The sequence below is a fragment of the Mesorhizobium sp. P2_B11 genome, assembly GCF_056404855.1.
Map to the genome: position 1 here is coordinate 1 of NZ_JBFUDF010000007.1, position 17,273 is coordinate 17,273.

Here is a 17,273-nt window from a genome sequence, read left to right on the forward strand (position 1 = left end):
GCGCGGCGGACGCGCCGGGCCGCGTGGCATCCTCTTCATCGTCGCTGCCATCGTGGCCAAATTCGATCCCCATCTCAAAGCTTTCGCTCAACGGTTGCAACAGGCGGGAAAGCCCAAAATGCTCATCCGCATCGCACTCGCCCGAAAACTTCTCGTCATTCTCAATGCAAAAGCACGCGACGCGAGAAGCCAGTTCGCAAATGCAACTTGACACCCCAGATAGTCGCTCTCCCCACGTCGTGGGGCGAGGAACATCCTGCAACGTCTGCGCTAGCACCCCCACCCGGACCTGCGGTCCGACCTCCCCACAAAGGGGGAGGTGGGTGCTTCACCCTTGCCCTATCAACAGTCTGCCCGTGCCACACGACAGCCAGGCCTATTATCCCTATTCCGGGCCAACGCTGCGGCACACCGCGCGGGAGGAGACTGAATTGACGTCGACGCCGATTGCCGGAGCCGAAGCGAAAGCCTTGCCAATTGGCGCGCTGCTCGGCGCCATGGTGTCGATCCAGATCGGCGCCACCTTCGCCAAGGGCCTGTTTCCGCTGATCGGCGCCAACGGCACCACGGCGCTGCGGCTGGTCGTCGGCGCGCTGATGCTGGCGGCGGTGCTGAGACCCTGGCGGGTGCGGCCGTCGCGCGCCGTGCTGCCCTGGCTCATCGCCTATGGCGTCAATCTCGCGGCGCTGAATTTGCTGTTCTATGCCGCCCTTGCCAGAATCCCGCTCGGCGTCGCGGTGGCGCTCGAATTCTCCGGCCCGCTTCTGGTGGCGACGCTGTCGTCGCGGCGCGCCAGCGACTTTGTCTGGGTGGCGCTGGCCGTTGCCGGCATATTGCTGTTGTCGCCCTTCATCCATTCCGGCAGCGCGCTCGACCCGATCGGCGTGATGCTGGCGCTTGCCGCCGGCGGCTGCTGGGCGCTCTACATCGTCTTTGCGCAAAAGGCGGGCGCCGAGCTCGGCAGCCAGACGACCGCTTACGGGCTGATCATCGCCGCCGCCATCGCCCTGCCGTTCGGCATCGCCGAGGCGGGTTCCGGCCTGGTCGCACCCGCGATCCTGGTCAGCGCGCTGCTGGTCGGCCTGTTCTCCAGCGCCTTGCCGTTCTGGCTGGAGATGGTGGCGCTGACCCGCATGCCAGCCAGGCTCTACGGCACGCTGACCTGCCTGGAGCCGGCGCTGGGTGCGCTTGCCGGCTTCCTGTTCCTGCATGAAATCCTCAGCCCGCTGCAATGCGCGGGCATCGCCGCCGTGGTCGTCGCCGCCTTCGGCGCCGCGATGACGACGAAGCCGCCTGTGCCGTCGCCGGAATAGTTGCCCACAGCCCTGTGGACGGTAAGTGATCTGCTCCTAGAAAATCGGTATATCTGGCAGCCGGGGCAGGGGGGCCGATATGTCGATTGCGCGCCGGTGGCTGTTTTACAGGGCCTTTCTCGAGAAGGAATTTGCCGGACCCGCGCCGTCGCTTGGCTGGCGGCTTCGCAGCCTGCTCAGGGGCCATCCGTCCAAGGGCCTGGCCATGCTCGACGACAGGGCCTATCGCGAGCACGATTATTTCAGCTTCACCCTGCAGGGGCGGCGCAGGGGAACCTACAATCGCCTCCTCACCGCCGCGCTGTCCAACAAGCTCGACCAGAAACTCTGGCTCGACCGCGTCATGCCGTCGGTGGCGCCGCCCGTCACCCACTATGTCGCCGGCCGCAAACTCATCAGCCTCGCCGGCGAGATTCTTGAGCTGGATACGGTGCTTCAGCTGCTCGCCGAAAAGGGCGACCTGTTTCTGAAACCGGCCGGCGACGGCGAGGGGAAAGGCGCGATGCGGCTGGTGCAGATGTCGGACGGCATCCTCGTCAACGGCAGAAGCATCGAACCGCGGCAATGGCTGGAGCGCTTTTCGCGGGACAAGCCCAGCGGCTACATCGTCTCGCACATCATCCGCCAGGGGCCATGGAGCGAAGCCTTCTTCCCGGCGACGCTAAACACGCTGCGCGTGCTGACCGGCACGCATTTTTCCGATCACCGGCCGATCCTGCTGGCAGCGACGATGAAGATGGGCCGTCCCACAACCTTTCCCACCGACAACTGGCATTCGGGAATGAATGGCGGCGTCGCCGCAAGGGTTGATGTCGAGACAGGCGTGCTGGCTGCCGGCCTGTTCTACAACACCGCGCAGCGCCGCCGCGATCGGATGGACGCGCATCCCGAAACCGGCGTTCGGATTGAGGGCAATGCCGTGCCCGACTGGCAAGGCGTCAAATCGGCGATGCTCGACCTTGCGGGCCTGTTGCCCTATCCCGGCCTTGTCGGCTGGGATGTCGCCCTGATGCCGGCCGGCATCGTCATTGTCGAGGCCAACACAAGCCCTGGGCTCGACATCCACCAATGCCACGGCAGCCTGAAACGGACCGCCGAACAGCGCGGTTTCTGGGCCGAAATGGGCATGTGAGACCGATGCCATGCTCCGCCGGTCGCGTGTCCGGTTGCTCAAGAGCCCGCAGCGTCGATATATGGTTTGTCGCAGGAGATCAAAATGAGCAAAGCCAGGGCCGACAGCATTGTTTGAGCCGTCCGTGATCAAGGCGCTGCTCCTGGTCGGGCTCGCCGCTGTCGTTACGGCTCTCGTCTGGCGGCAGGCGAGGTTGCGTCGCAAGGCCCGGCTGCGTGAAAATCCGGCCAACGACTACGCCGTGCGCCAGGACTGGTCGGGCAACCACGGCAAGCTCAATTATTCGTCCTTTGTCTATTTCGATGCCGATCGCGACGGTCGGTACGGGCTCGGCGACCGGCCGATGGCCGGCATAATGGTCAGACTGCATGATGGCGACGGCCGCTTCGTCGCCGCGGCGCGGAGCAATCGCGGCGGCTTTGCCAATTTCCTGGCGTCGACGAAACGTCGGGCCGCGCCCATCCATGTGCCGGGCAGTTACCGCTTCACCGTTTCTGTGCCGCCCGGCTGGCGCGCAAGCAGCGCCAACGCGGTCCAGTCGCAGCATCTGCGGCAGCTGCCGGGCTCGCCCACCGGGCTGGTCTCGGAAGCAATGCTGCAGCCGGTCGGCCTGTTTCCGATACGCCGGCTCAGTGGTCGCGTAGCCGACGGTGTTTCGGCGAGCGTCACGGTGATGGCGAATGGGCGAGAGGTGGCGGTGCATCCGCTCAGTGATGGCGGCGGCTTCCGCCTCGATCTCCCCGATGACGCCGACGCGATCGACATTGCCGGTCGCGGCATTGCGCGCAGGCTCACCTTGTCGGCCTATCCGACTGAACTCGGGCTGCTGTTGCCCGAAAACGCGGCCATGGACAGCGCAGCGTCTTTGCAGACCATCGGTTTCGACGATGTCACCTCGCGCGGCCTGCGCAAGGTGCCGTCCGGTTATGCCGGGTTGACCTGGTTCAACCTGAACGCACTTGCGCGCGATCATACCGAAGGCAGCGAAGGCTACATCAACGGCAACATCTCGGGAGACCATGTCTGCTATACGAGCAGCGGACACCCGGCGGAATTCTCAAGCGAAAAACCGTTCGGGTTCCATTCCGTGATGCTGACAGCGGCCTGGTTGATATCCGAAGGCGAAACCGCACTGGTGGAGAGCTGGCTTGGCGACCGGCTGATCGCCAGCGACACGATCATCCTGTCGGCGCTGGCGCCCGTGCACTACGCGCCGATGCTGGCTGCGGTGACACGCGTACGTCTTTCCACGAGCCACTATTGGCAGCTCGTGCTCGACGATCTGGTGGTTGCGCGCTAAATTCTCCCGTCATCCGCGGGAAAAGATCATGCTCTGGAAAGGACCGCGCCGCCCGACCGTGTCAGGATGACTTCGATCGGCGTGAAAAGGTTTAGCCCGGAATAGGGGCGGAAGCACCGTTCGCGGTGATCTGCGAGAGCTTGCCCTTCTTGACCAGCACCGGCTTGGAATAGGTCTTCTTCATGCCGCATCTCCAATGTCAGGCGCGCACGCGCCAGTGTCAGGCCAAAGCCCGGTGGAACGACTTCACTCTACGGGGCCGGAACCGGCGCCGTTGGTGACCGCCGTAACCTGCGAGAGCCTGCCTTTTTTGATCAGCACCGGCTTCAAATAGGCTTTCTTCATAGTGCATCCTCCAGGATCACGCGATAATGCCTGACAGATCGACACTGTCAACCTTTGCGGTACCGTCATCCCGTCCCGGTTTTTCTTGGTCCCAATGCGCTAACCCGCAAATCCACCTTCGTCTGAAAGGCATTGTTCTTGGGCACATGGCGCGGCCAGGGATCGGGTTGCGGTGCGCAAAGTGGCCGAAACGGCGGACGATGTCGCGGTGATGATCGGCCGGTTTCAGGTCGGCGCACCATAGGGCGCCGCTGTCCAGCCGTCGCGGACACAGCTAGCGGTTGCAAAACATAGGACTTAAGTCTGACAATTGTAATAAAAAGGTCTGTATTAGCCAAGACAAGGGTCGTAAGCCGCTTTCGTACGGACGTCGATTTGTGGATGTTACGCTGGTAACAGCGCCGTTCCGGTTTTGGACAGATCGGACCGGTCCTCGCTGACCATCAAGGGAAGAAACAGATTACGCGATTGCGCCAACTCTGCTGGCTTGCCTTGCGGGCGTCGACCACGCTCGCTCTGATCCTTGTGCCCTACCACCTCAGCTTTGACGGCGCCGCCAAGATGGCCGCCAGCAGCGCCTTCGCCAAGGACGGCGGCGGCGGTGGCAATGGGGGCGGGGGCGGCAATGGGGGCGGAGGCGGCAATGGCGGTGGTAACGGCAATGGCGGCGGCAATGCCGGTGGCAACGGCAACAGCGGTGGAAACGGTAACAGCAACAGCGGCGGTAACGGCAAGGGCAAGGGCAATGCCGGTAAGGGCAACACGAGCAATGCCAGCCATATGAACTCCGCAACCGGCGACAAGGTTGAGGTCGACGCCAGCGGCATCACGGTCACTCATCCCAACGGCATGAAGGAAGATATTCACAATGGCCGGTTCACGATGAAGGACGCGCTCGACCGCACCATTGTCGAGCGCCCGGCGACCCCCGCCGATGTGGCACGTTTGAAAAGTTTGTGACGGCCAGCCGCTTTGCTTCAGCGCCTGGTGCACATGGTCCGGGCGTCGCGCGTCAGCCCGCGCCTCGCGCCTCGCGCATCAGCAGCGCCGCCTCGGTGCGGTTGCGCACATTGAGCTTGGCCAGAACCCGCGTCATGTGATGCTTGACCGTCTTCTCCTGCAGCGAAAGCCGCGCGGCGACTTCCTTGTTGCTCAAGCCTTCCGCCACCAGGCGCAGAATATCTGTCTCGCGGCCGGTGAGTTGCTGGATGGGATCGGCCTTGCGGGTGGTCGGCTGCAACAACAGGTCCGACAGAAGCCGGGCCGACAGTGTCGGCGAGACATAGCTTTCGCCAGCCGCGACATTGCTGAGGATTTCAGCCAGCGCCTTCGAACCGACGCCTTTCAGCACATAGCCGCGCGCGCCGGCATTGAGCGCCTGGGCAACGTCGGCGTTGGCTTCCGACACGGTCAGCATGACGACCTTCTGGCCGGGGTTCCCGGCCATGATGTTTGCCGCGGCGGTGAGCCCGCCGCCCGGCATGCTGATGTCGAGCAGCACGATGTCGGGCCGCATGGCCGCGACCAGCCTTTCGGCATCCTCGGCGCTGGCGCCTTCGCCGACCACTTCGAAACCGCCGATCTCGCCGAGGCTGCGCGCTACGCCCTCGCGAAACAACGGATGGTCGTCAACAATGGCAATGCGGATGGCGTGGGTCACGATTGCTCCTCAATGGACAATGTTATCACCAGTCGGGTGCCTTGTGGGCCGGAAACGGTTTCGAACCGGCCGCCGATGCTCTCAATACGTTCCCTGAGGCCGGCAAGCCCCAGGCCCTCGCTTCTTGCCGGATCGAATCCGGGACCGCCGTCGAGCACCTCGACGACCAGCTTGCCGCCTTTCGTTGCCGCTTTCACCGCCTGATCCCTGCCTTTTCCGTGGCGATAGGCGTTGTTCAAGCCTTCCTGGACAAAACGATAGATGCTGATCTTCTCGGAAGGGCCGGGTTCGCGCAAGCGTTTCGGCAGCGTCAGCGAAACCGAGGTTCCGGTCCGCCGTTCGTGCTCGGCCACCGCCAGCCGCAATATGTCGAGCACCGCCGCTGTCTCGATCTGCGGCAGGACGAGGCCGTTGCAGATGCCGCGTATCTCGCGGATCGCTTCGTCAAGCGTTTTGTGGATGTCGGCGATCTCGGCTTCGCGCAGCACGGTGGAGGCGCCGGGATCGAGCAGGATCGGGCTGTCCATCCTGAGTGCCGCCAGCGCCACGAGTTGGGCGGGCCCGTCATGAAGGTCGGCGCCGATGCGCCTGAGATAGCGTTCGTTGAGCGCGGTGGCGCGGCGCGAGGCGTGCTGCACGCGCTGGCGCAGCGATGAATTCTGCGACAGCAGCGCGCGCAATTCGGCGATCTTGGCCTCGAGTGCCGCCCGCTGGCTTTGGATGGTGCGGCTGCCGCGAAAGACGATGCCCGACAAGAGAGCCAATGCAGCCGCCGTGGCGCCGGCCACCACCAGCCAGCTTTGCCACAGGGCGGCGTTCAGCGACAACTCGAAGTCGTCGGCAATCTCGTAGAACTCCGAAACGGCGACGACTTCGCCCGACCAGGGTTCGCGCACCGGATTGTAGATTTCCAGCAGCGGTCCAGACACCGTCTTTTTCTCGTACTGGCTCTCTGCGTCGTCGTCGAGGTCGTCGTACTCGGCCACGACGTTGCCGCTGAAGGCGGCGATCAGGTTGGCGTTCGGCTCGAACACCTTGCCGATCAGCGTCGTATCCTTGGCGTAGAGGATCGTGCCGTCGCGCCGCCACAGCTTGAACGACGCCAGCCGCTTGCCGAGTGCACCTTGGTCGAGCGTCTCGTCGAGCGCCCGCTTGACGGTATCGTCGAGCTCGCGGCTTTTGCGCATGTCGGGCAACAGCGGCGCGATCACGCTGTCGACATAGAGCGCCGTGGTCGCGGCCGAATTGCGCATGACACCTTGCCGGATCTGCGAGGTCACCCACAGGCCGACCACCAGCATCACCACCAGCAACCCGATACCGCCGGCAATGAGGAACTGCAGCGCCAGCGACAGCCTGCCCCAGCGCTGCGGGAACTCTCCCAGGAAAACCCCAAGCAATCGCACGATCCACCCTTCCGACCCGTGCCTGTTATAGAGACGCCGCAGCATTTGTGACATTGCCTGTGCAAGATTTTGGGCCTGTGCAAGATTTTGGCCGATGCGAGATTCTGGCCGCCGCGGTGCGGCCTAGGCTGCACCGCGGCGCCGGAGATCTTACAGGGCCGGTAAAGTCGGACAGCCGGGCTGTCGCGGACAGCTGCACGGTTTTCATAGCCGTCCCGTCCAGGCGTCGTGCGAGATCTGACCGGCCACCAGCTGAAAAAGCTCGCCTCGCGAGGAGACCTGCAATTTGCGGTAGATGTTGTTCATGTGGATTTTCAGCGTACCTTTCGAAATGCCGAGATCGAGCGCGATCTGCCCGTTCGGCCTGTTTTCGGCGGCGAGCCGGGCGATCTCCATCTCGCGCATGGTCAGCAGCGATGACAGCTTCTGCCATCTGATCCGCCGGGAAGCCTCGCTTTCGACAGCGTCACCGACGATCTCGGCGGGCAACCAGCGTCCGCCCGCGGCGACCTGATGGATGCATTTGGCCAGCGTCTCGACCGTGGCTTCCTTGAACACGATACCGGCGACCCCCGCCATCACGGCATCATAAAGCTCGGCGTTGGAAGCGGTTGCTGTCAAAAGCACGCAGCGCGTGGCGAGCCCCAGCCTGCCGAGTTCGGCGGCGATTTCAGGCCCGCTCAGCCCCGGCATGCGCAGGTCGAGCACCGCGACATCCGGCACCTCTTGCCGGATCATCGCCAGCGCGCTCTTGCCCTCGAGCGCCGATCCGACGACCAGGAAGCCGGGATCACGGGCAATCAGGTCAGCCAGCCCGCGCAGCAGAAGCGGATGGTCATCGGCGATGAACACCGTGGTGACCATAGTCAGTTCCCCTTATGCTCGACTGCCAGGGACGGCGTGAACGGCAGCGGCCGGCCAACAAAAACGCCATGCCGGAGCGGCGCAATTGTTTTCGTCCAGCTGAGACGATAGTCGCCCATACTCAATCATGAACAGTATTTCCCGCTCAAGTCAAAGCGTTACGGTCCTGCGCCCAAGAGCAGACCTGGCGTTGCGTGCCTGCATTCGCGCCTATAACCACGGTTATATGGACGTGCCAATTGCAACCTGCGTAAATGGTGGGGGGATAAGAAGGCTCAGGCGGTCGACGTAGACCGCGCGCGTTTGGGGTATGGACGTGAGCATGGCAGGCAGTCCAACGGCGGATCAATTCCGTCATCCGGGGAAGCTGTGTCGGGCGAATGGGCGCAGTCGCCCCGCCAGGCCTTCCCTGTTCAAAGCCGCTTACGTCACCAACAGCTCATTGCCGGCGATGCCGCGTTCCGCGGGCACGCCCGGCGCTACGACAGGTCTGGGGTAGTCAGCCGCCTTGTGCGGCCAACAAGAGAGCGCGCCCACAAGCGCGAGGGCGAAGTGCAGTTTGCGGCGTCAGAAATCGGCACGCGCTGGGCGGTCCTTGGCGGAACGCTCGGCGCGCTGCTGTTGCTCTATGTCTGGAGGTCTCGCCGTGAGCCCGCCATGACTCCAGCCCCGGTTCGGCTGGCCGACGGCAAGCCACAGCCGGAGAGGGCAAAGCCGGCGGCAGGATCCGCAAAGTCCGAGCTAGCAGCCGCGCTTGCCGGCTGCCGCTCAGCCTTCGCCGCGGTCGCGCTGTTCAGCGGCGTGCTCAATTTGCTGATGCTCGCCGGCTCGCTCTACGTGCTCGAAGTCTACGACCGCGTGCTGCCAAGCCGCAGCATGCCGACGCTGATCGGCCTCAGCGTGCTCGTCGTCATCCTCTACGCCGGGCAGGGCGTGCTCGATCTCGTGCGCGGCCGCATTCTGGTGCGCATCGGCGGCGCCCTCGACGAGGTGCTCGGCGCCCGCGTCTATTCCAGCGTCCTGAAGCTGCCGCTCAAGGTCGGGCGGAACGGCGACAGCACCCAGTCGGTGCGAGACCTCGACAGCGTGCGCGCCTTCCTGTCGGGCAGCGGCCCGACCGCCCTGTTCGATCTGCCGTGGCTGCCGCTCTATCTGGCCGTCATCTTCATGTTCCATGTGCTTCTCGGCCTGACTGCCCTGGTCGGCGCGATCGTGCTCGTCGTTTTGACCGTCCTTGCCGAGCGGCTGACGCGCAAGCCGGTCACCTCCGGCACCCAGACCGGCATCATCCGCGACGGCCTGACGTCCGCCGGCAACCGCAACGCGGAAGTGATCGCGGCCCTTGGCATGGGCGGCAGGATGGTCAGGCGATGGGAAGACGCCAACCGCATCTATCTCGCCGACCAGCGCCGTGTCAGCCATATCGCCGGCGGCTTCGGCGCCGCGTCCAGGGGTCTGCGCATGCTGCTGCAGTCGGCCATGCTCGGCGTCGGCGCCTGGCTCGTGATCGAGCAGCAGGCGACCGCGGGCATCATCATCACCGCATCGATCCTGAGCGGCCGCGCGCTGGCCCCTGTCGATCTCGTCATCGCCAACTGGAAAGGCTTCCTGACGGCGCGACAGGGCTGGCAGCGACTGACCAGGATTCTCGCCGCGGTGCCGGCCGACGCCGATCCGGTGGCCACGCCGGCCCCAAGCCGCCACGTGTTCATGCGGGACGTCAGTGTCGCCGCCCCCGGCACGCAGCGGCTCCTGGTGCACGACGCCAGTTTTGCCCTTGCGGCAGGACATGCCGTCGGCATCATCGGCCAGAGCGGTTCGGGCAAGTCGACGCTGGTCAGGGCGCTCGTCGGGGCCTGGCAGCCCGCCGCCGGCAGGATCCGCCTCGACGGCGCCGACCTCGACCAGTGGTCGGCGGAGGATCGCGGCCGCTTCATCGGTTATCTGCCGCAGGATGTGCAGCTGTTTGCCGGCACGGTCGCCGAGAACATCGCGCGTTTCGAGCCCGATGCCGATCCCGCGGCGATCATAGCCGCAGCCAATGCCGCCGGCGCGCATGATCTCATCGTCGGTTTCCGCGACGGGTACGGAACCCAGATCGGCGAGGCGGTCTCGGCCGGCCAGCGCCAGCGCATCGCGCTGGCCCGCGCGCTCTATCGCGATCCCTTCCTGGTGGTGCTCGATGAGCCGAATTCAAACCTCGATGCTGAAGGCGAGCAGGCGCTGCCGCGGGCGATCATGGGGGTGCGGCAGCGCGGCGGCATCGTCGTGCTGGTGGCGCACCGGCCGGGCGCGCTCGCCACAGTCGATTTCATCCTCGCCATGAACCAGGGCCGCGTCCAGGCTTTCGGCCCCAAGGATGAGATTTTGGCCAAGCTGTTCCCGCGGCCGCAGCCGGCGGTGGTTGCCCTGCCGCGCCTCAGGCTCGCCGCCGAAGAGCCGACGTCCGGCGCGATGGCGGCCGGCGACCGAAGGCAGGAACGATGCTGAGCGCCTCCCGCGCCTTGGGATGGGGCAAGTGCGGGCGGCGTCAAGGTGCATCGCTATTGGCACACCGGCCGCTAGAGCAATTCCAGGAAAAGTGTGAGCGGTTTTCCGTCCGGAATTGCGAAAAAACAAAGCTCTCACAGCTCCTTTTCCGCCAGTTCGCGGAAGGCGTCGGGAACCGAGCGCCGGGCTTCCAGCGCCACCGCGCCATAGCCGACGGCCTCTTTGCCAAAGCGCTGGCGGATCTTGTCGATGGCGCGGTCGGCGCCAAAGCGCGCTAGGCCTTTTTTGCTGCCGGGCCGCTGTTTCTCGTCGGCAAGCCCGAGCGGCAGGTCCAGCTGCAGCTCGGCACTTTCCTCGAGCTGCGACACCGAGATCGCCAGCAGCGAGATGGTCTTCTCGCCAGCGTTGGCGGCGAGCACGCCGCGCACCAGCTCCTCGGCGATTTCGGCGAGCATCGCGGTTGCTGAAATCGGCTGCTCGAGCGTCAGCGAGCGCGTGACCGCGCGCAGATCGGCAAAACGCACCCGCACGGTCACTGTGCGGCCGGGCCGCGATTTCGCCCTGAGGCGGCTGGCGACCCGGTCTGCCAGATGCAGAAGAACAGGTCCGAAGACATGCGCCTCGGCCGGCCGCTTGCCAAGCGCCGACTGCGCGCCGGCCGAATGCGCGCGCCGCTGCGTCTCGAGTTTTCGCGGGTCGCGGTTCCATGCCAGCGACGCCAGCTTCTCGCCGGCGGCGGGGCCGAGCAGCCGGCGCAAGGCCCCGCTATGGGTCTTGGCCAGCTGGCCGATGGTCTCGACACCGATCTCGGCCAGCCGCGCCTTGGTCGCCGGGCCGACGCCCCACATCAGTCCGACCGGCAAATCGTGTAGGAAGGCGAGCTCCGTTGCCGGATCGACCACCACCAGCCCGTCGGGTTTCGCCACTTGCGAGGCGATCTTGGCCAGATGCTTGGTGCGCGCCACGCCGATCGAGATCGGCAGGCCGAGCTCGGCCCGCACACGCCGCCGCACCGTGGCGGCGATCTCGGCCGGCGACCCGAACAGATGCGTGCAGCCGGCGACATCGGCAAAGGCCTCGTCGATGGAAATGCGCTCGACCAGCGGCGTGAAATCATCGAGCACTTTTATCGCGGCGTCGCCCAGCCTCTGGTACTCGCCGAAATTTCCGCCGACAAAGATCAACTGCGGGCAAAGCTCCCGCGCGCGTCGTCCCGGCATTCCGCCGCGCACGCCAAATATCCTGGCCTCGTAGGAAGCGGCCAGCACGACGCCGCCACCGACGGCAATCGGCTTGCCCCTGAGCGACGGGTCGAGCAGCTGCTCGACCGAGGCATAGAAGGCATCGAGATCCGCATGCAGGATGGTGGGTTCCATCCCGGCCGTTCCTTTGGGCGTTGCAGCATTAGCCGCGTCTGTTGCTAGGGTGGTTTTGACGAACAAATAGAGAACAAACAGGGTCCGCTGTCAAGCTCGGCGCTTACATCTAGTGAATTCGCTGGAGATCCGGACGTCGATTGATCTGCCTTCTCCGGGGCAGGCGGAACATTGTCGCTCGCCAGAGCGTTCATTGTCGTGAAGGGACGCTGTTTCGTGGAGGCCGGTATGGGCCAGTTCGAGATGATCGACCTCGTCAGCGTCGTTGACGCCTGCGCGAGCGATCGCGTTGCCGGACACTGCGTGTCGATGGCCAAGGCGGTGGAAGAGTTGCGGGTGCTGACCGGCGATTTCGTGTCGCCGGACGAGGCGGTGGCCAATGCCCTGTCTGCGGTGGCGCTGAGGCGCGGCTGCGCGGTGCTGTTCGACGAACAGGCCGGCGCCGATATCCTGCGGATGCCATAGGCGCAATGCCGCAAGCGCTTGGAAAGGTCGCGCCTGCGGGGCGACCAATCGGCCGTATCCAGCATTCGACGCCTGCTCGATAAATTACGCGACGACGGTCATGGTTCCGTCGGCTGCGACCTAAGTGTCACGGCCAGTTGGGCCTAAGGTCTGATCAGTATAGGGCGTCAGTCGCGCAAAGGGCCGATCTGCTCTGATGTTTTCATATTTGTATTATAATTCAATGATTTACAAAATCGTCTCCGGCCTTTCGCAGGACGATTATCGCGTACCGCAACCGCATTTGTCTAAAGTTTACCCGATCGAATTAGCAAATTCTCATATGGCGCTGCTATAGCCGAGTCGGCGGAGGTGGCTATCCCTCGAGGAGGTATCATGACATCCCGAAAAACTCTTTTGGCGGCGGTTGCCGCGTTTGCGCTTCTGGCCTCTCCGGCCATGGCCGGTGCTGGTGGTAACGGCAACGGTGGTGGCCACGGCCATGGTGGTGGCAATGGCGGCGGCAACGGCAATGGCGGCGGCAACGGCAAAGGCGGCCAATCCGGCAACAGCGGCAAATCCGGCAACAGCGCTTCGCATGGCAAGTCGGCATCGGCCCATGCCGGAAAGAAGGCCGCGACCGATGATGACGTCGATGACGTTGAGGTCGCCGCGACGCCCAAGGAAAAGAACATCCACGCCAAGCTTGGCCGGCTGAACTCGCTGCAACGCAACATCAACGCCTATTTGAACTCCAAGAGCAAGAAGTTCGCCGGCGTTCAGGCCTATGTGACGGCGTCGGCAGTTGCCAAGAACGCGCAAGACGCGCTCGACAAGGCAAATGCGGCAGTGACCGCGGCCGAGGACGCGGTGACGGCCCAGCAGAAGGCCTTCGACGAGGCGAATGCGGTTACACCTCCAACGCCCGAGCAACTGGCGGACCAGGCCGCAGCGATCGCGGATCTGCAGGACGCGGTCACGGATGCTGAAACAGCAGCTGCCGCGGCGCAGACGGCTGCCGACACGGCTGACGACAACATCCCATCGCTCGATGACGCTCTCGCCGATATGGCCAACAAGCCGGTCGACGCCGAGGTCACCGACTGGGCCAACGGCGTGCTTGCCGAAAAGATCGACCAGGCAGCCGCCAAGATGGCTCCTCCGGCAACGCCGTAAGCCGATCGCGGCTGAAACGGCCCAACGTCCAAGCCGCCGGGGTTCGCCCCGGCGGCTTTTTTGACGGCACGACGGCACCGCCGGCCTTGAGGGAAAAGCGTTACTAACCCCAAGTGCGGCATGGAAAATCTTCACTCCCAAGTGTAGCCTTTGCAATGCCGGGATAGACGGCATCGGGGGAGTAACGACATGCCTAGGGTTTCAGAGCTTTTTTTCAAAACAGCCATCGTGTTCCTCATATTGGGGATCGCGGCCGGCCTGCAGATGGCGATCTCCGGCGAGCACAGCGCTTTCCCGGCGCATGCGCATATCAACCTGCTGGGCTGGGTGACGAGCGCCATCTTCGGCGGCTACTACGCGCTCAATCCACAAAAGGCGGCGCGCCGCATCGCCATGATCCATTACTGGCTCTACACGGTTGGCTTGGTGATCATGCTGCCGGCCCTCTACGTGATGTTGCAGGGAAACCCGGCGCTCGAACCTGTGGTTGCCGGTGGCTCGCTCATCGTCGCCGCTGCCGTTCTGGTCTTTGCTTTCGTGGTCTTCTCACCCGAAACGGCGCGTTCGGCCGCAGCCGTACCGTCTGCCACTCGCTGATTGTTCGCACTAAGGCGATCGCAATCCGGCCCTCGTCGCCAATAGCGACGGGGGTTGGTACGGCGTGATGGTCGCAGCCGGTGGCTGCGGCGCGTGTCGCCGCCTCGGGCCGCCGGCCCTCCCGTATTATTTCGTGACCATTTTACGCTGGAACCTTCCCCAATACTGCGCGTTGCCGCGACTGTATTCGTGATGCCTTATAAACAGGCAACCATGGGTGCAGCAAAGCGGGCAGAGGGCAAAACCAGGCATGGGTTGGGGGAGGAGCACGACACAATGTCGAAAAGAGAAATCGGAACGTCCGCCTCATTGGGCAGACGCATCGCCGATCTGAAAGCCAGGATGCGAAACGCCAGGATTACCGAATACGAGATGCAGACCTTCCAGAAGGTCGCGGCCATCATGGGGGGTAGCGAAGGGTCCCTACGCATCGATGCCGACGACCTCATCGCGGCGTCCTTCGTCGCCGAGGCGCTGGGCGACCCGCCATCGAACTGAAGGCCCGATCACGCGTCCGTCGGCATTAAAGTGCCGACGGTGGACGGTACGGTTCGCCGGCCGCCCTGCGACGCCGGAGTGTGCACCCGCCCACTTCGCGTCAGGCGACCGCTTGCCAACAGGTGAGCGATCTCAATGGCGCTTGAAATACTGGACTTCGCGTTCGTGTTTCTCGGCGGCCTCCCGGCTGTCGAAGGTACCAAGATTGCGTCGCCGTCCGGTCTTTTCATCGACCTTGCGCGAATAGAGGCGATATTTTCCCGATTTGAGTTTTCTGATCATCGGTCTCTCCCTGATCACCAGAGCGCCGTCGAAGCCAAGCCGCCAGGGCGCACTGGCGTGACGAACGAAAGGCCCGGCCGGGACCGGACCCTTCGAAAATATCAGTCGCGATGCTCCGGCATCGCCTTGAGCTGGTCCTTGGTCCAACTGGTGACGGCGTGGACGTCGCCATCCTCGTCGCGCATGAAATCTAGCTGGCTGGTGGCGACCGCCACCGGCTTGGCGCCGATGCCGAGGAAGCCGCCGACGTCGATGACAACCTCGCTGCCATGCAGATGATCGACCGAACCGATCTTCTCATCGCCGGGGCCATAGATGGTCGCGCCTTCGAGTATGTCGGGCGTCAGTTCCGTGCTGGCAAGTCGTGCGTGATTGGTGTGATCCATGTCTGATCTCCTTCGGGGTTGGATCATTTCCTAACCAGCAAACAGACGAAGAGTTCCGGTAAAACACCACGAAAGTCCGGCGCAGACTGGTTCCTCACACCTCGTCGAAAGGGCCACCGCGCCTCGCGGGGTCGCGACCAATGGCGGCTTCCTCGGCATCGTCGGGCAAGGCTTCGTCGCTGTCCTGATAGGGGTTGTCATCATCTTCCTCGGGCAGGTCGCCTTCCTTCTCGACACCGGTGGTGTCCGGCAGGCTCTCCTCGTCTGCCCCGTCGGGCAGGATCCTTGCGCCACGCAACGCATCCCAGTCCTGCTGGTGCGGCGTCGGGGCTTCCACTTCGTCACTTGGTTTTCTGCGCGGGTCCATAATTTTCTCCTTGGGGTCGGTGCTTGTATCGAGAAGGTGGAACTCGCCGCCGGCAAGCAGGTTCCCGAGACCGGTCCACCTTGCTTGGGAGACGCCTGGGGAACCATTGGGGGAACCAATTGCCGCTGAGCTGCATTTGCCAAAAGAAGACGGTTCCAGACCGGAGACCCGGACAATGAAAATCTTTGTTTTCTTGCCGTGCGCGCTGCTGGCGGTTGCCGGCCCTGCAGCCGCGCAAGACGGCGGCGAGGGCGCTCCTCCCGCGCATTGCCAGGCGCAGCCCCAGGATGGCGGCCAGCAGCCGCCTGCCGCCGCTGACGGCAATGGCAATTCGGCCGACAAGCTCGGCTCTTGCGGCGGCGTGCTGCAGCCGCCGCCCAGCGGTGACCAAGGCATGATGCAGCCGCCGCCGGATCAGGGCAAGACGCCGGTGATCAAGCCCGGCGAGGTGCCTGTGCAGCCGCCTAAGCAATGATCTCGTCTGCGGTCTCTACAGTGTGGGGTGAGGCCGGCCAGTTCCAGCCTTGGCCAGGCGCAGCGCCGTCACCGGATCGATGCCGGTCCAGGCAATGCCGGCCGCCTCGGTAAAGGCTGCGAAAGCCCGCCGTGCCTGGTCCTTGGTCAAGTTTCCGGTCCTCGCCATTTCGCAGGCCCTCAGCGCCGTTTCGTAAATCTTGCCACGTCTGGCGTGCGGCCATTCCTGAAGAAAATTCTGCATCTCGGCCAGCGTGGTGATGTCGCGTCGGAAGCCGGCGCCGACGGCAATTGCCACCGGCTTTTGCAGCCGCATATCGTCCATTTTGAAGGTCTCCTGAGGGATCGTCCTTCAATGCGAATCATGCCGGTGCGGTTCCGGCAACAATGGCTGGTCGGGCCGATCAATTAGTCTCCACTTACGGAACAAGACCGTATCGGAGGCGTTTGCCCCCCAAGAGCCCGCCATCTCCATTTGTGCTGTTTTCGCCTCGTGCGGGAACGCGGCGGAGCTCGCCAACAACGACAGGAGACGAAGATGAAAACCGTTCTTATTCCCGCCGTCGCCGGGCTCGCCATGATCGCAGGGCTAGGCGTCGCCGCCGCCGACGAAGTCATCGTCACGCAGCCGGCACAGCAGCAGGTGATCATCACCCCCGAACAGCGCACGGTCGTGCACCAATACGTAAAGAAACATCCGCTGGCCTCGGTCAGTCTGCTCGGCGTCGAGTTGAATGTCGGCTCCGCCTTGCCCGATACGGTCGAGCTGCAGGAGGTTCCTGACGTTCAGTACAGATACGCTGTCGTCGACAACCATACAGTGTTGGTCGATCCCAGCACGCGACGGATCGTCGAGGTGGTCGAGTAACGCCGGCCACAACTGAACGAACCACCAATATGGCCCTGCCGTTCATCCCATAAGGGGCGGCAGGGCCGAATGATGAAAGGAGCATTGCCCATGTTGCCGCATGTCGAGACCAATGTGGCGGCGTGTTGCGACAAGCTGTTGGCTGAGCGCAGCACCGCGCTGTTGTCGATGAAGGAAGCGATCGAGCTGTTGCGCGAGCGCACCGGCACGGATCGGTCGGATGCCGACCTCGCCGGGCTGATCACCAAGAAAGCGGCGTTGCTCGGCGTCGCGGTCGTTTCCGATCCGCATTGAA

22 protein-coding genes and 1 pseudogene are annotated in these 17,273 nt (G+C 64.0%); 13 read left to right on the forward strand and 10 right to left on the reverse strand.

Annotated features, from left to right (window positions below; genetic code table 11):
• The 4 genes and pseudogenes from AC1DYJ_RS22810 to AC1DYJ_RS22825 all read left to right on the forward strand — a co-directional run.
• Positions 1-211 (forward strand): annotated as a pseudogene (locus AC1DYJ_RS22810) (IS110 family transposase); the annotation flags it as partial.
• Between the two features lie 220 nt (positions 212-431).
• Positions 432-1,313: an EamA family transporter gene (locus AC1DYJ_RS22815; protein ID WP_477281772.1), complete on the forward strand. Its 882-nt coding sequence runs from the start codon at positions 432-434 to the stop codon at positions 1,311-1,313.
• A gap of 79 nt (positions 1,314-1,392) precedes the next feature.
• A complete protein-coding gene (locus AC1DYJ_RS22820) occupies positions 1,393-2,445 on the forward strand; it encodes a sugar-transfer associated ATP-grasp domain-containing protein (protein WP_477281774.1) in 1,053 nt (350 codons plus the stop codon).
• A 109-nt stretch (positions 2,446-2,554) separates the two neighbouring features.
• Complete coding sequence (locus AC1DYJ_RS22825) at positions 2,555-3,745, forward strand: hypothetical protein (protein ID WP_477281776.1); 1,191 nt, start codon at positions 2,555-2,557, stop codon at positions 3,743-3,745.
• Positions 3,746-3,836: 91 nt separating this feature from the next.
• Here AC1DYJ_RS22825 and AC1DYJ_RS22830 read toward each other — a convergent pair whose 3' ends face one another.
• Entirely contained in the window at positions 3,837-3,929 is a 93-nt protein-coding gene (locus AC1DYJ_RS22830; RefSeq protein WP_203279521.1) for a putative RiPP precursor, read from the reverse strand.
• Positions 3,930-3,991: 62 nt separating this feature from the next.
• Positions 3,992-4,090 (reverse strand): putative RiPP precursor, encoded by a 99-nt coding sequence (locus tag AC1DYJ_RS22835; RefSeq protein WP_477281778.1) that lies wholly within the window; start codon positions 4,088-4,090, stop codon positions 3,992-3,994.
• Between the two features lie 492 nt (positions 4,091-4,582).
• Between AC1DYJ_RS22835 and AC1DYJ_RS22840 the strand changes: the two genes are divergently transcribed.
• On the forward strand, positions 4,583-5,050 hold the full coding sequence (locus AC1DYJ_RS22840) for a hypothetical protein (protein ID WP_477426262.1): 468 nt from the start codon (positions 4,583-4,585) through the stop codon (positions 5,048-5,050).
• A 52-nt stretch (positions 5,051-5,102) separates the two neighbouring features.
• Here the strand turns inward: AC1DYJ_RS22840 and AC1DYJ_RS22845 are convergent, their stop codons facing one another.
• The 3 genes from AC1DYJ_RS22845 to AC1DYJ_RS22855 all read right to left on the reverse strand — a co-directional run bounded on the left by AC1DYJ_RS22845 (position 5,103) and on the right by AC1DYJ_RS22855 (position 8,020).
• The gene (locus AC1DYJ_RS22845; protein WP_477281782.1) at positions 5,103-5,750 is read right to left on the reverse strand and encodes a response regulator; all 648 of its coding nucleotides are present in this window, start codon (positions 5,748-5,750) and stop codon (positions 5,103-5,105) included.
• Positions 5,747-7,210: a sensor histidine kinase gene (locus AC1DYJ_RS22850; protein ID WP_477281784.1), complete on the reverse strand. Its 1,464-nt coding sequence runs from the start codon at positions 7,208-7,210 to the stop codon at positions 5,747-5,749. Before AC1DYJ_RS22850 ends, AC1DYJ_RS22845 begins: the two co-directional genes overlap by 4 nt.
• 150 nt (positions 7,211-7,360) lie before the next feature.
• The gene (locus tag AC1DYJ_RS22855; protein WP_477281786.1) at positions 7,361-8,020 is read right to left on the reverse strand and encodes a response regulator; all 660 of its coding nucleotides are present in this window, start codon (positions 8,018-8,020) and stop codon (positions 7,361-7,363) included.
• Between the two features lie 657 nt (positions 8,021-8,677).
• Here AC1DYJ_RS22855 and AC1DYJ_RS22860 point away from each other — a divergent pair.
• A complete protein-coding gene (locus tag AC1DYJ_RS22860; RefSeq protein ID WP_477282606.1) occupies positions 8,678-10,510 on the forward strand; it encodes a type I secretion system permease/ATPase in 1,833 nt (610 codons plus the stop codon).
• Positions 10,511-10,644: 134 nt separating this feature from the next.
• On the opposite strand, the gene dinB is transcribed toward AC1DYJ_RS22860, so the two are convergent.
• Positions 10,645-11,886, reverse strand: a complete 1,242-nt coding sequence (gene dinB / locus AC1DYJ_RS22865) for a DNA polymerase IV (RefSeq protein WP_477281788.1) — start codon at positions 11,884-11,886, stop codon at positions 10,645-10,647.
• Positions 11,887-12,114: 228 nt separating this feature from the next.
• Here dinB and AC1DYJ_RS22870 point away from each other — a divergent pair, with 228 nt between their 5' ends.
• From AC1DYJ_RS22870 to AC1DYJ_RS22885, 4 genes are all read left to right on the forward strand, one after another.
• Entirely contained in the window at positions 12,115-12,351 is a 237-nt protein-coding gene (locus tag AC1DYJ_RS22870; RefSeq protein ID WP_477281790.1) for a hypothetical protein, read from the forward strand.
• Positions 12,352-12,726: 375 nt separating this feature from the next.
• Positions 12,727-13,506 (forward strand): hypothetical protein, encoded by a 780-nt coding sequence (locus tag AC1DYJ_RS22875; RefSeq protein ID WP_477281791.1) that lies wholly within the window; start codon positions 12,727-12,729, stop codon positions 13,504-13,506.
• 189 nt (positions 13,507-13,695) lie between these two features.
• Complete coding sequence (locus tag AC1DYJ_RS22880; protein WP_477281792.1) at positions 13,696-14,103, forward strand: hypothetical protein; 408 nt, start codon at positions 13,696-13,698, stop codon at positions 14,101-14,103.
• A 276-nt stretch (positions 14,104-14,379) separates the two neighbouring features.
• Entirely contained in the window at positions 14,380-14,601 is a 222-nt protein-coding gene (locus AC1DYJ_RS22885; RefSeq protein WP_477281793.1) for a hypothetical protein, read from the forward strand.
• 132 nt (positions 14,602-14,733) lie between these two features.
• Here the strand turns inward: AC1DYJ_RS22885 and AC1DYJ_RS22890 are convergent, their stop codons facing one another.
• From AC1DYJ_RS22890 to AC1DYJ_RS22900, 3 genes are all read right to left on the reverse strand, one after another.
• Positions 14,734-14,883 carry a hypothetical protein gene (locus tag AC1DYJ_RS22890; protein ID WP_142870100.1) on the reverse strand — a complete coding sequence of 50 codons (150 nt, stop codon included), beginning with the start codon at positions 14,881-14,883 and terminating at the stop codon, positions 14,734-14,736.
• Between the two features lie 101 nt (positions 14,884-14,984).
• Positions 14,985-15,269: a PRC-barrel domain containing protein gene (locus AC1DYJ_RS22895; RefSeq protein WP_477281795.1), complete on the reverse strand. Its 285-nt coding sequence runs from the start codon at positions 15,267-15,269 to the stop codon at positions 14,985-14,987.
• 94 nt (positions 15,270-15,363) lie between these two features.
• On the reverse strand, positions 15,364-15,636 hold the full coding sequence (locus AC1DYJ_RS22900; RefSeq protein ID WP_477281797.1) for a hypothetical protein: 273 nt from the start codon (positions 15,634-15,636) through the stop codon (positions 15,364-15,366).
• A 175-nt stretch (positions 15,637-15,811) separates the two neighbouring features.
• Between AC1DYJ_RS22900 and AC1DYJ_RS22905 the strand changes: the two genes are divergently transcribed.
• Positions 15,812-16,111, forward strand: a complete 300-nt coding sequence (locus AC1DYJ_RS22905; RefSeq protein ID WP_477281799.1) for a hypothetical protein — start codon at positions 15,812-15,814, stop codon at positions 16,109-16,111.
• A gap of 15 nt (positions 16,112-16,126) precedes the next feature.
• On the opposite strand, the gene AC1DYJ_RS22910 is transcribed toward AC1DYJ_RS22905, so the two are convergent.
• Complete coding sequence (locus tag AC1DYJ_RS22910) at positions 16,127-16,435, reverse strand: DUF982 domain-containing protein (RefSeq protein ID WP_477281801.1); 309 nt, start codon at positions 16,433-16,435, stop codon at positions 16,127-16,129.
• 213 nt (positions 16,436-16,648) lie between these two features.
• Here AC1DYJ_RS22910 and AC1DYJ_RS22915 point away from each other — a divergent pair, with 213 nt between their 5' ends.
• Together AC1DYJ_RS22915 and AC1DYJ_RS22920 are read left to right on the forward strand one after the other, a co-directional pair.
• Positions 16,649-16,978, forward strand: coding sequence for a DUF1236 domain-containing protein (locus tag AC1DYJ_RS22915; RefSeq protein ID WP_352560772.1), 330 nt, complete (start codon positions 16,649-16,651; stop codon positions 16,976-16,978).
• Positions 16,979-17,068: 90 nt separating this feature from the next.
• A complete protein-coding gene (locus AC1DYJ_RS22920) occupies positions 17,069-17,272 on the forward strand; it encodes a hypothetical protein (protein ID WP_477281802.1) in 204 nt (67 codons plus the stop codon).
• The last annotated feature ends 1 nt before the right edge of the window (position 17,273 follow it).